The sequence below is a fragment of the Opitutaceae bacterium TAV5 genome (assembly GCA_000242935.3).
GTDB lineage: Bacteria > Verrucomicrobiota > Verrucomicrobiia > Opitutales > Opitutaceae > Geminisphaera.
On sequence record CP007053.1, the window covers coordinates 2,442,438 to 2,455,580 of the forward strand.

10 protein-coding genes and 1 tRNA gene are annotated in these 13,143 nt (G+C 66.7%); 7 read left to right on the forward strand and 4 right to left on the reverse strand.

Translation table 11 applies throughout. The features are described from left to right. Positions 1-104: 104 nt before the first annotated feature. Positions 105-911 carry a hypothetical protein gene (locus tag OPIT5_10700; protein ID AHF90599.1) on the reverse strand — a complete coding sequence of 269 codons (807 nt, stop codon included), beginning with the start codon at positions 909-911 and terminating at the stop codon, positions 105-107. A 235-nt stretch (positions 912-1,146) separates the two neighbouring features. On the opposite strand from OPIT5_10700, the gene OPIT5_10705 reads away from it, so the two are divergent. From OPIT5_10705 to OPIT5_10720, 4 genes are all read left to right on the forward strand, one after another. Further along, entirely contained in the window at positions 1,147-1,764 is a 618-nt protein-coding gene (locus tag OPIT5_10705; GenBank protein AHF90600.1) for a peptidoglycan-binding protein, read from the forward strand. A gap of 58 nt (positions 1,765-1,822) precedes the next feature. Beyond that, entirely contained in the window at positions 1,823-2,791 is a 969-nt protein-coding gene (locus tag OPIT5_10710; GenBank protein AHF90601.1) for a chromosome partitioning protein ParB, read from the forward strand. A 78-nt stretch (positions 2,792-2,869) separates the two neighbouring features. Continuing rightward, positions 2,870-4,777 (forward strand): sulfate transporter, encoded by a 1,908-nt coding sequence (locus tag OPIT5_10715; protein ID AHF90602.1) that lies wholly within the window; start codon positions 2,870-2,872, stop codon positions 4,775-4,777. Between the two features lie 15 nt (positions 4,778-4,792). Further along, the gene (locus OPIT5_10720) at positions 4,793-4,906 is read left to right on the forward strand and encodes a hypothetical protein (protein ID AHF94289.1); all 114 of its coding nucleotides are present in this window, start codon (positions 4,793-4,795) and stop codon (positions 4,904-4,906) included. A 158-nt stretch (positions 4,907-5,064) separates the two neighbouring features. Here the strand turns inward: OPIT5_10720 and OPIT5_10725 are convergent, their stop codons facing one another. Further along, complete coding sequence (locus tag OPIT5_10725) at positions 5,065-5,517, reverse strand: aspartyl-tRNA amidotransferase subunit B (GenBank protein ID AHF90603.1); 453 nt, start codon at positions 5,515-5,517, stop codon at positions 5,065-5,067. Positions 5,518-5,661: 144 nt separating this feature from the next. Between OPIT5_10725 and OPIT5_10730 the strand changes: the two genes are divergently transcribed. The 3 genes from OPIT5_10730 to OPIT5_10740 all read left to right on the forward strand — a co-directional run bounded on the left by OPIT5_10730 (position 5,662) and on the right by OPIT5_10740 (position 11,116). Next, complete coding sequence (locus OPIT5_10730) at positions 5,662-6,207, forward strand: hypothetical protein (protein AHF90604.1); 546 nt, start codon at positions 5,662-5,664, stop codon at positions 6,205-6,207. Between the two features lie 87 nt (positions 6,208-6,294). Continuing rightward, positions 6,295-6,370: transfer RNA gene (locus OPIT5_10735), tRNA-Met, on the forward strand. 120 nt (positions 6,371-6,490) lie between these two features. Then, positions 6,491-11,116: an autotransporter gene (locus OPIT5_10740; protein ID AHF90605.1), complete on the forward strand. Its 4,626-nt coding sequence runs from the start codon at positions 6,491-6,493 to the stop codon at positions 11,114-11,116. A gap of 99 nt (positions 11,117-11,215) precedes the next feature. On the opposite strand, the gene OPIT5_10745 is transcribed toward OPIT5_10740, so the two are convergent. Both OPIT5_10745 and OPIT5_10750 read right to left on the reverse strand, forming a co-directional pair. Next, positions 11,216-11,989, reverse strand: coding sequence for a hypothetical protein (locus tag OPIT5_10745; protein ID AHF90606.1), 774 nt, complete (start codon positions 11,987-11,989; stop codon positions 11,216-11,218). A gap of 122 nt (positions 11,990-12,111) precedes the next feature. Beyond that, positions 12,112-12,933 (reverse strand): cytochrome C, encoded by an 822-nt coding sequence (locus OPIT5_10750; GenBank protein AHF90607.1) that lies wholly within the window; start codon positions 12,931-12,933, stop codon positions 12,112-12,114. Positions 12,934-13,143 lie beyond the last annotated feature (210 nt).

The window sequence follows — 13,143 nt, forward strand, 5'->3', positions numbered from 1 at the left end:
CCTGATTTTACATAAAGATCGCAAAGAGCGCTAAGTTCCTGAAAAACAATTTTTTGCGATCTTTGTGTAAAATCCAAAAGAGTTGTGGTGCTTTCCTTGCGCATTTACCGCCGCTCGTCGGTCGGCGGCAGATGGTAGGGCGAACGCGGACCGCCGCCGCCGCGCTGGACCGGTTTCGGCGGGACGATGTTCACCTCGCGGTTGATCTCCGCGATTTCGCGCCGGGTCAGCAGGCGGCTGCGGAAGCCGGGCTTGCCATCCTCCCTCTGGTGAGCGGGCTCGCCCACTGCGAGCAGGGAACCGGCGGTGACGGTGGCCTCCTCGCCCGATCCGGCGGCAAAGCCCACCGCGCCTTCGGTCGCGGCCACGGATACGACCTGCACCCGGCTTTCCGCAACGATGCCATAGACGCCGGCAACCGAGCCCTGCAGGGTTTCCCTCACCTGGACACGGAACGTCGTGCCGCGCACGCCGGCGATGCCGAGCGGCGTTTCCACCTTGTAATTCGAGCCGGTCCTGAGCTTGCGCACATGCGTGGTGAGCGCGCCGCGGCGGATACGGATTTCCGTATCGGAGGCCACCGGCGCCTCGTCCTCGTCCGCCGGGGTGGTCTCCTGTCTGAAAGTGAGAAGCTCGGCCTCGGAATTTTCGCCGAGCGAGACGAGCGCGTCGTTGGGCAACACGAGCAGCACCCGCGACCGCGCGCCGGTGACGATCGAGCCTTCCGCCGGGAACGACATGCCTTTCGCGAGGGTCACGGTCTTCCTGTCGGCGCGTGTCCAGATCACCGTGCCCGATACTTCCTGCGCCTTGAGGAAGGCCGGGGCCGCCGCCGCCCACCCGTTGCCGGCCAGGGCGCACCACAACAAAAAGAATGTCGCAAACCGGATGCTGTTGCTGAAGGTTTTCATGGCTGGTCGAAAGTTGGCTCGGGGAAAAGTGCAAATATCCAGCCACTGACGAGAACCAAAAACAACCGTGAAAGCCGGATTATCCGTTATCGTAATTGTTCCTATTAGGGGGCGGCTTTGTACGATTGGCCGGCTGAATGGACCGGGAGCGCGCCTTGCTCCGGTCCTTTCGGCCTGGCACGGTTTGCAAACTTCTATCTTCAAACTTCGCGGAGTTTCCTCAAAGTCCGCGCTCATGCTCAAGAAGACAAAATCCGTGATCCGGGGCGCGGGCCTGTTGCTGGCGGCGGTGGCCGGCCTTTCCGTTGCCCGGGCGCAGTACCAGCAACCCGCGAATCCCGCCGCCGATCTCGCCGCCTTGCGCCAGGAAGTCGCTCTCGCCAGCGAGAACATCCGGACTCTCACCAGTCGCGTCGAACAGCTCGAATCCGAGAACGCCAGGCTCAGGCAGCAGATCACCAGTTCGGGGCAGAGTTATGCCAGCACCTCGTACGTCAACGAATCGGTCAACGAGACCAGCCGCCTCCTGAAAGCCGCCATCGCCCAGTCGAAGAGCGACACCCTCCAGCAGGTCGGCACCCAGATGGAGAAACTCGCCCGGGAAACCAACGCCGCCATCGATTCCATCGCCAAATCCGTCAACTCCCGCCCGCCGCCGGTCAGCTCGCCACCCCAGTTCGACCCGAACTTCCCCAAGGAGGGCATCGAATATGTCGTGCAACGCGGCGACACCCTCTCTTCCATCGCCGCCAAGACAGGCGGCAAGACGAAGGACATCATCAACGCCAACCGGATCGCCGACCCGACCAAACTCCAGGTCGGGCAGAAGCTCTTCATTCCCGGCGGCAACTGAACCGGGCCGCGTCCCCCCTCTCTCTTCACTCCGCACTCCACCTCCCGCATTTTTGCCAATGCCTCCTCCTTCCAAATCCCGCCTCGGTCGCGGCCTCGGCGGCCTCATCGCCGCCGGCGGTTCGGCCAAAAAAAACTCTGTCCCGCCCGCTGCCGCCGGGAAAACGCCTGCTCCCGCCGCTCCGCCCGAAGCCGCCGCCCCCGCCGCGCCGGCCGCCAGCGGGTTTCTGGAAATCTCCGTCACCGCCATCGCCCCGAGCCCGTATCAGGCGCGCAAGGACATCGCTCCCGCGCAACTCCAGGAACTCGCCGAGAGCATCCGCGCCGAAGGCCTGCTCCAGCCGGTGGTCGTGCGCAAGGCCGGCGACGGCAAATACCAGCTCATCGCCGGGGAGCGCCGCTGGCGCGCCTTCCAGCTTCTCAGGATCAAGAGCATTCCCGCCCGCCTCGTGGAGGCGAAGGACGCCTCCGCCGCCGCGCTCGGCCTGATCGAAAACCTCCAGCGCGAGAGCCTCAACCCGCTCGAGGAAGCATACGGCTATGCCAGCCTCATCCGCGATTTCGACCTCACGCAGGAAGCCGCCGCCGAACGCGTCGGCAAGGGCCGCCCCACCGTGGCCAACGCCCTGCGCCTCCTCACGCTCGACGGCGAATTGCAGGGGTTTGTCGCCCGAGGGCTTCTCTCCGTCGGCCACGCCAAGGTGCTCCTCGGCATCGAGGATCCCGCGCAGCGCGCCGTCCTCGCCCGGCGCGTGATCGAGGAAGGCCTCAGCGTCCGCGCCACCGAGAAACTCGTGCAGGCCCGCAAGGCCGGCGGCGCCTCGCCCGTCCCGCACGTGGCCGGCGCCGGCCGCAACCTGCCGCCCGTCGAGGCCGCCGCGGTGGCCAATATCGAGAAGCGGCTCATCTCCCATCTCGGCGCCCGTGTTGCCCTCAAACACACGCCGAAGCGCGGCAAGATCGTCATCGAGTACGCCGGCAACGACGACCTGCAGCGCATCCTGGAAAAACTCGGAGTGGAGGCATGAGGGACTGGTGAAAAAACCGCAGCCGGAAACCCGTGGCGGGGGCTTTTTTCCAGAAACGCCGGCAACGCGGCGTGTCGCATGAGTGCATTCCGCTTCTCGCCGTCCACTCTCTCCACTGCGTCGCAAGTCGGGCGCAGTTCCCTCCGCTGGCTCCGCGAGCGCTTCCCGCTCGGCGGCGAATTCCGCACCTACACTCTCGGGAAATTCCGGGCCGACGCCCTCGCCGCCGCCACCGTATCGCTCGTCTCGATACCGCAGGCCATCGGCTTCGCGCTCATCGCCGGGCTGCCGCCGCTCATGGTCATCATGTCGGTAATCGTGGGCGGGTTCGTGGCCGCGCTCTTCACGTCGTCGCACCACCTCGTTTTCGGCCCGAGCAACTCGATGAGCATCGTGCTCGCGGCCACCATCTACTCGGTCTCGAGCAAGGGGCTCACGCCGGCGCAGATCACCATCGTGCTGGCGGCCCTCATCGGCCTGTTCCAGCTCGTGGCCGGGCTGGCGCGATTCGGCAAGATCACGCAGTTCATCTCGCGTTCGGTCATCATCGGTTACGGCACCGCGATCGGCATCCTGCTCGCGGCCGGGCAGGTGTCGCATTTTTTCGGCATCATCCAGACCGGTTCGCACGGCAGCTTCATCGGCAACCTCTGGGATGCGTTGCAGCAGATCGTCCACTTCCGGTTCAACCCCTGGGCGCTGGTCGTGGGCGTGGGGACGCTGGCGATTTTCGAAATCTGCGCGCACTACATCCGCCGCGTGCCCGCCGAGCTGATCGGCCTCGTGGTCATCGCGCTGCTGACAAAGTACCTGCACCTCGACGACGTCTGGGGCCTGCGCACGATTTCCGACGAAGGCGTGCTGTCCGTGGAGCTGCCTTCCTTCATCGGCATGCCGCTCGGTCCCGACACCTGGGGCGTCATCCCCACGCTGCTCGGCGCCGCGCTCGCCATTTCGATCCTCGGCATGCTCGAGGCCGTTTCGCTTTCCAAGACGTTTGCCGCCAAGTCCGGCCAGCAGATCGATGTGAACCAGGAGCTCATCTCGATGGGCACGGCCAACATCGTCGTCAGCGCCTACGGCGCGATGCCCGGCTCGGCGTCGTTCGCGCGCAGCGGGGCCAATTTCCAGAGCGGCGCCAGGACGCAGATGGCGTCGCTGATGAGCAGCGTGATCGTGCTCGGCGCGCTGTTTTTCGTCGCGCCGCTCATCAACTACATCCCGGTGGCCAGCCTCGCCGCCCACCTCATCCGCATCGGCCTGCGCATGATCAGCCGCGACCAGCTCCGGCTCGCCTGGCGCGCCACGGGTTCGGACGCCATCGTGCTCGCGACCACGCTGCTCGCGGCCTTTTTCCTCAAGCTCGACATCGCCATCTACGTCGGCGTGGGCGTGTCGCTCGTCCTCTTCCTGCGCAAGGCCGGCGCGCCTTCGCTGGTCGAGTACGGTTTCAACGACAGCGGGCACCTCTCGGAACTCGATGACAGCAGCGGGCGCAAGAACGCCGCCATCTCGATCGTGCACGTCGAGGGCGAACTGTTTTTCGGCGCCGCCGACCTGTTTCAGGAACAGGTCCGCCAGCTCGCCGGCGACGAGGCCACGCGCGTGGTCATCCTGCGCATGAAAAATGCCCGCCACCTCGACGCCACCTCGGTGATGTCGTTGCTGCAACTCCACGACTACATGCAGACCACCGGGCGCCACCTGCTGGTGAGCGGCATCAACCCCGACGTCAAAAAGGTGCTCCGCCGCGCCGGCGCCTGGCAGAAAATCGGTGCGGAGAACATTTTCCCGGCCGAGGCCAACCTGACCATGAGCACCAAGCGCGCGCTGCTGCGCGCCTCGCAGCTCCTGCAACAGGACGGGGAAAAGGCCCGGCCCGATGTGCGCATTTTTTACGACAAGAACAAGGAAAGCGCCGCCGACCGCGGCACGGATTCCCGCGACTCGCGCACCACCGACAAACCGGGCGATTTCCAGATCTGACGACCGGTGTTCCGGATGTTTCCGGTTTTACACCAAAGCCCCAAAGCCTTCGGATTTTTGCACAAAGACCGCAAAGAGCGCAAAGGATTGCCAATTACCTTCTTCGCGTTCTTTGCGACCTTTGTGTAAAATCAAAAACATTCGGGACGCTGGTATTACACCAAGGCCGCGAAGGGCGCGAAGAATGTACGGCCCGCCGCTTGTCGGCATGCCGCCGATGATCTTCTTCGCGTTCTTTGCGGCCTTGGTGTAAAAATCCGGAGGTTTGGGGACGCGGGTATTGAATATCAGGCCAGCTTCGCCTGGATCAGTTTGCTGGCGGCGCCGAAGTCGATCAGGCCGGCGTCGGGGTGCTGCTTGAGCGCGGCGATGACCTTGCCCATTTCCTTTTTCGAGCCCGCGCCGGTGGCGGCGATGGCTTCGGTGACGAGGGTTTCCAGCCGGGCGGCATCGAGCTGGCGGGGCAGGTACTTTTCGATGAGGCGGAGTTCGCGGTCGTTGGCGGCGGCGAGGTCGGCGCGGCCGCCCTTTTCGAACTGGGCTTTGGCGTCGGCGAGATTCTTGACGGACTTGCGCAGCGTGGCGATGGCGAGCGCGTCGTCGATCGGCTTGTTGAGGTCCATCGCCGCGCGCTGGATGGCTCCGTCGTTGGTACGGAGGATCGTCGCGGTGTCGGAGTCGCGCGCCTTGACGGCGGCGATGATATCGGCGCGGAGCTGTTCGTAGATCGTCGTGGACATGGCGACAGATCGTGGCCGCAGACCCCCGGGCGTGTCGAGAAGGCAACACGGTTGCCGGGCGAATCCGGAGCCAGGCCGCACCGCGATCGCATGCGGAGTGTTGCTGAAAACGGCGTGCCGGCTGACGATGGGGTTTCCCGTTCCATGCCCGATTCCCTTTCCGAAAAAAAACTCGGCCGCGTGCTGGTCGTTTCCGCTCTCGATGGCTGGAGCATCGCGCTTTTTGCGGGAGCCTGCACCCTGCTTTCGCTCGCCTTTGCCGAGTGGGTCGGCGTGCTCGTCGGCACGCTGGTGACGGCCGGCGGGGTGATCGAGCTGCTCGGCAACCGCCGCCTGAAACGCGGCGATGCCGGCGGCGCGACCGCGCTGGTGGCCGCGCAGCTTATCATCCTCGGCACGATCCAGGTGTACGCGGCGGTCAACCTCGCGCTTTTCGACGAAGCGCGGATTATGGGGCAACTCACGGCCGAGGCCGGGGTGAGCGCGTTGCTCGACCAGGCCGGCATTACCACCGGCGACATCCGGCCGCTGCTCCGGCCCGCTTTTTTTGCGTTCTACCTGACGGTCATGCTGGTGACGTTGTTTTTCCAGGGAGGTCTGGCGCTCTGGTACCGCAACCGGCGGCCGGCGGTGAGACAGGCGCTGGCGGATCGCGAGCGGGCGACGCCGCCGCCGATGCCCCGGGGCTGAACCCGGATTTTGCCGACGGCAAAACCCTGACGTTGCACCCGCCGGGAAAACCATTTTCGTCGGCGGCTTCCGGTGAAGCCGGAGAACGGGCCTTTAGCTCAACGGTCAGAGCAGGGGACTCATAATCCCTTGGTTGCGGGTTCGAATCCCGCAGGGCCCACCATTCCGGAGAGCTTCCGGACCCGGGGAAGCCTCGTTAAAGAACTCCGGAAGCAGCGAAGCAGGTAGTACTACACCCCATATCTATTTGCGACGGTGTGTACCATCATGGCCCCCAATAACCATGAACCATACCAGTCGACTTTCCCTATCGCTCGTGGCGCTTGCCGCCCTGCTGTTACCCTCGCATTCCGCGCAGTCCCAATCGATTCTCCTCTCGGCCAGTGACTTTGTGCTGCTCGGCGGCACGGAGGTGACCGTGGCCGGCGCCGGCCCCGACGTCTTCTCGAACGGCAACGTCGGCGCGGACGCCTCCATCTCCGGATTTCCTCCGGCCACCGTCGTCAACGGGACGACGATCACCGGAGGCATGATTGTCGGGAATGCACTCAACGATCTGATCACCGCTCGCAACGCGCTGTCCGCAATGGTCTCCCCGCCCGCCAACAATCTCACCGGCGTAAACGGCGGCGACCTGGCCACCCAAATCCTGACCCCGGGCGTTTACAAGTTCGACGTGGCCGCGTCGCTCTCCCTCAACGGCGTGCTCACCCTCGACGCCCAGGGCAAAAACAACGTCACCTGGGTGATCAACATCGGCACCGCTCTCACCACCGGCGCCAACGCCCAGGTCGTGTTCATCAATCTCGGCTCCAACGGCGGCGCCGACAACGGCCTCTTCTGGAACGCCGGCACCGCCTTCACCTTCGGCGCCAACAACGTGATCGCGGGCAATTACCTGGCCGGCACCGACATCACCTTCGGCACCACCGTCCCCGCCGCCGGCTCCGGCAGCGGCCGCGCCCTGGCTCTGGCCGGCGTCACCTTCGACGGCAGCGCCACCATGGATGCGCTCGGCGGTCCCGGCAACGGCGACCTGACCGGCGGCCTCGCCTTCGACGACAACGGCAACCTCGTCGCCTCCGGCTACGTGCTGCTCAGCGCGAGCGGCACCTATAGCCAGGGAGCCTCCAGCGTCGTTCTCACCCCCGGCCAGATCTATAACACCCCCGGCGTCATCATCGACGGAGACAGCTCGGACACGCCCCTGTCTGCCCCCGCCACCCTCACGGTGTTCCAGACCATCGCGACCCTCACCGGCACCAACACCTACACCGGCGGCACCATCGTCGACGGCGGCACCCTCATCGCCGGCAGCGCCAATCTCCCGACCAACGGCGACATCTCCCTCATCGACAGCAACGCCACCGGCACCGCAGGTTCGCTCGTGCTGGACCAGCCTTCCGACGGCACCTTCGGCGGCGTGATCTCCGGCGAGGGCTCGGTCACCAAGACCGGCGAGGGCACCCTCACGCTCACCGGCGCCAACACCTACTCGAGCGGCACCACCGTCGACGACGGCACGCTCGTGGGCACCACCACCAGTCTCCAGGGCGACATCCTCAACAACGCCGCCGTCACCTTCGACCAGGACGACGCCGGCACCTACGCGGGCATCATGACCGGCACCGGTTCCCTCACCAAGGAGGGCGAGGGCGCTGTCACGCTCGCGGGCGCCAACACCTACTCGGGTGGCACCACCGTCTCCGCCGGCATCCTCGTCGGCACCACCACCAGCCTCCAGGGCGACATCGTCAACGACGCCGCCGTCATCTTCAATCAGGCCGACGCCGGCACCTATGCGGGCGTCATGACCGGCACCGGCTCCCTCACCAAGGCGGGCGCGGACACCCTCACGCTCACCGGCGCCAACACCTACTCGGGCGGCACCATCGTCTCTGCCGGCACACTCGTCGGCAACACCACCAGCCTCCAGGGTGACATCGCCAACAGCGCCGCCGTCACCTTCGACCAGGCCGCCGCCGGCACCTACTCCGGCGTCATCGACGGCATCGGCTCGGTCACCAAGACCGGCGCGGGCATCCTCACGCTCACCGGGGCCAACACCTACTCGGGCGGCACCACCGTCTCCGCCGGTTCGCTCGTGGGCAACAGCACCAGCCTCCAGGGCGACATCGCCAACAACACCGCCGTCACCTTCGACCAGACGACCGACGGCGCTTACGCGGGTGTCATGAGCGGCACCGGATCGCTCACCAAGACCGGCGCGGGCTCCCTCGCCGTCTCCAATGTCAGCACCTACACCGGAGCGACCACCGTCACCGCGGGCACCCTGCAAATCAGCGGTGCGGGCGGCCTCAACGGCAGCAGCGGCATCATCCTCGACGGCGCCACCGCGAAGCTCCTCCAGACCAGCACGCTGGCGGGCACGCCTGCGATCACGCTCACCCAGGGCACGCTCGACGGCACCGGCTCGGTCGGCAACGTCACCGTGGGCAACGGCACCGGCGGCATCGTGACCAACGGCAACGGCACCACCGCCGCGCTCACCGTCGCCTCGCTCACCTTTGACGGCGCGGGCACGATCTCCCTCAACAAGGCCGACAACACCGGCGCGGTCGCGCTCGCCATCACCGGCGCGTTCACCACCACGCCCGCCAACGGCCAGGTTTCCCTTGACCTGCTCGCCGTCCCCTCCTGGACCAACGGCAGCACCTACAATCTGATCAGCTACGGCAGCTTCGACGGACTCGATTCCGACTTCACGCTCGCCCCGCTCACCGGCCTCGGCATCCGCCAGACCGCCACGCTCGGCAACACCGGCGACGGCGCCGGCTTCATCACGCTGGCCATCGCCGGCGACACGCCCGTCTGGACCGGCCTCGCCAGCGGCGACGCCACCACCGCGACCGTCGGCGGCCTGCAAAACTGGGTTCTCCTCAACGCCGGCACCGGCACCGAGTTCATCACCGGCGATGCCGCTCTCTTCGATGACACCGCCACGGGCACCACCACCGTCGCCATCAACGACGGCACCTTCAGCCCGGCCAGCACCACGTTCACCAACTCCACGCAGGACTACACGCTCACCGGCTCCAACGGCATCAACACCGGCACCCTCGTCAAGAACGGCACCGGCACCCTCACCATCGAGACCCCCAACACCTACACCGGCGGCACCACGATCAACGGCGGCACCGTCGCCCTCTCCGGCGACGGCACCCTCGGCGCCTCCACCGCCCCGCTCGCCGTCAACGGCGGCACCCTCGCCCTCGGCGGCACCAGCCAGACGGTCGGCGCGGTCACCCTGGCCGACGGCACCATCGACAACGGCACCCTCACCGGCGACTCCTACACCTCGACCGGCGGCACCGTGAACGCCGTCCTCGCCGGCACCGGCACCTTCACCCACACCTCGGGCACCACCACCCTCGGCGGCGCCAACACCTACACCGGCGACACCCTGATCAACGGCGGCACCCTCGTCCTCGACAACGGCACCGTCAGCGCCACCACCGTCGCCTCCGGCGCGTTTCTCCGCGGCGAGGGCACCGTCAACGGCGACCTGTTCAACAGCGGCACCGTCAGCCCCGGCTTCTCCCCCGGCACGATCATCGTGACCGGCAACTACACGCAGACCGCCGGCGGCGTCCTCGTCATCGAGATCGCCTCGGCCGTCTCGTTTGACCAGATCATCGTCAGCGGCTCGGCCTCCCTCGCCGGCACCCTGCAGCTCGACCTGCTCGACGGCTACAACCCCGTCGGCCAGTCGTTCGAAATCCTCACCGCCGCGGGCGGAGTCGCCGGCACCTTCAATCCTGTCACCGGCAGCGCCGCCATCGACGCCACCGTGACCTACAACGCCAACGACGTCACCGTTTCCTTCACCCAGTTGGACTTCGCCGGCTTCGCCGAAACGCCCAACCAGATCGCCGTCGCCAACGCCGCCCAGCTCGACCCCGCGCTCACCGCCGCCCTCAACGGCGTCCCGACCGCCGCCGAGCTGCCCGCCGCCCTCAACGCCCTCTCCCCGCAGGGCTACCAGATCTGGTCCGACATCGCCTTCGCCCGGTCTCTCTCCCTCAGCGAGCGTCTTGCCCGCGATCCCGGTATCATCTCCGGCCACGACAACTTCTACTTCCAGGTCGGCCAGAGCCGCAACCGCGCCAAGGGCGACCGCGACGTCGGCACCTCCTCGTTCAACAGCGACACCGGCCTCGTCGGCGGAGACTACGCCATCGGTCAAAACCTCGTTCTCGGCGGCTTCTTCGACTACACCGAGACCGACGCCGGCCTCGGCTCCTCCGGCAGCAGCACCAAAGTGAAGAGCAAGATGCCCGGCATCCGCGCCGCCTGGAGAAAAGACGCCTGGTTCGTCAACGCCGCAGTCGCCTACGGCTTCGACGACTACAAGTCCACCCGCACCATCGCGTTCACCGGCACCTCCGCCACCGCCAAATCCGACACCGACGGACGCCAGTGGCTCATGGACATCTCCGGCGGACGCCGCTTCATCGCCGGACCCATGACCCTGTCGCCCTTCGTCGGACTGCTGGCCAGCTCATGGAAGACCGATGGCTTCACCGAAACCGGCGCGGGCGCCTTCAACAACCGGGTTGCCGACCAGTCCGCCCACTCGCTGCGCACGCAGCTCGGTCTCGAGGCCTCGTTCGACTTCGTCATCGGCAACGTCGTCCTGAGGCCGCACGTCCGCGGCGCCTGGATTCACGAGCTGGAAAACGACTCCCGCTCCATCCACTCCGCGTTCGGCGCCGTCAACTACACCGTCGCCACCCGCAGGCCCGAACGCGACAGCGCCCGCTTCAGCGCCGGCTTCGACGCCCGGCTCAGCGAACGCGTCAGCCTCTACGCCGACTACGGCATGCAGACCGGCGACACCACCCGCGTGACCGGTGAATGGAACGCCGGCCTCTCCTTCCGCTTCTGATCCGTATCCGGACTCAGGTGACAAAGCCTCCGGGATTTCCCCGGAGGCTTTTTTGCGCCCGCGAATGTTCGCGGCCCGGGACGACGGGGCTTGCGTGTGCTACGGCTTCTTCAGGAGGGTTTCGATTTCAGCCCTGTGGGGGACCTCGATGCCGGCCGCTCGCATCTTCGCAAAATCCTGAGGCACCAGGTCGCGTCCGGGAGTCACGCCGTCCATGTCGATGAGGTCGGCGCAGGCGAGGTAGAGCTCTTTTGCCCCGGGCAGGTCGCCGGCAAACAGCGCCGCGTGCGCGAGGTTGATCCGGTGGATGCCGTAGCCCGGCTCGCGCCGCAGCCCCTCTTCCGCCGCCGCCCGGGCTGCGGTTGCGTCACCCAGATAGAGGAACAGCTCCGCGCGATAGGCGTTGATGCCGGGATAGCCGGGGGCCAGCGCATGCACCCGCTCGAAGGCCTCGCTCGACGCGGCGAACGCGTGGGCGAGAAACAGGTTCACGCCGCGCTCGACCAGGTAGTCGGCGGTGTCGGGCGCCAGCGCGAGCGCGCGGTCGTTGGCGGCTCGCCCGGCCGTCAGGTCGCCGAGCATGCGCAGCGTCTTGCCGGCCCCGTGCCAGGCGCGCGCGTTGCCGGTTTCGACAGCGAGCACGGCGAGGAAATCGGCCAGCGACCCGGCGTGGTCGCCGAGGCGCGCGCGGGCAAAACCGCGCACCGTCCGCGCCTCGCTGTCCCCGGGAGCGGACGCCAGCGACTCGCCGGCGAGCCGGGCGGCCTCGTCCCAGCGCCGGGCCGTCAATGCCGTTTCCATGGCGGTCGCCGCCGATGCCGTCGCGCCGCCGGAGAGGAGGATGAGCAGAAGGAAGGAGGTGATGCGGAGCATGCCTGTGAGGAAGCGAAAAGCATGCGCGCGGGCGGGTGATTTTCGGCACAAGGCGGCACTTTCGGTCCTGCCGCGGAAAAGGCGGTGGCGATGCGCGGGCGAGGGAGAGCGGGCGACGCTGCTCACGGCGGCAGGGTCCGCTTGAGGAAGGCGATCAGCGCATCGAGCTGCGCGTCGGTATAGTGCGGATGAGGTTCCATTTGGGCCGCCGGGTTCAGTTTCGTCGGCGTGCGCACATAGGTCCTGAAGTAGTCCGCGTTGTAGGCCGCATGCGCGGCCAGGATCTGGATCGGACGGGCGGCCTTCACGCCGCCGAGCCGCGCCTGCGGCACGTCATGGCAACTGAAGCACGAGTTGATCCAGATTTCGCGCCCTTGCGCCACGAGCGGTGAAGGCGAGGGCAGCGCGCCCGTGTGCAACGGCGCGAAGCGTTCGGCGTAGTTGACGAATTCGAGCGTCGTCACGCCCCACGGGCGCTTGTGCCCGGCGTCGAGCAGCGCGGGAGCCCCCGGCGCGAGTTGCGCGGCAAAGCTGATCACGTAGGGCCCCGGGTTGAATTTCAGCCCGGGCGGCGGCCATTTGTCCGGCCCCTGTCCGTTGATTTCCAGGACAAGGAACGGATGCCAGACCTCCATGAACTTTTCCGTATAGATCGAGGCGTATCCGTCCGTGCAGGTCGCGATGAGCGCGTCGGCGCCGGCCTGGCGCGGCAGTTGTGCGAGAATGTCCGCCAGCATCACCACGGTGACTTTTTGCGGCCCCGGCACAAATTCGCCGTCGAGCGTGAGTTCGCGCGTCGGCAACGACCGCAGTTCGTCCCACCGCAGGTAACGCGCCTCGTCCGCCGGCACGCCGTCGAGTTTTCCCTTCAGCGCGAGATCCCGGGGCGAACCTTGTTCCGGATGGAGTTCGAGCGCGAAGGCCGGCGCGGACACCGGGCCCATAAAAAACATCGCCAGGCAAACGGTTGCGGAAGCAGAAAGAGAACGCGTCATGAGTCGCCTCCGGGATAATGAAGGTGCGCGCGGGAAGGTTGCCGCCGCCGGTTCGCCCGCCGGACGGCGACGGGGCGGGGCATGGGCACACAGGCGGAGAACTCGCATGAAACGATGGATACAAGTGGCATGGGCGGTGCGGAACAGGAAAGGTTCCGG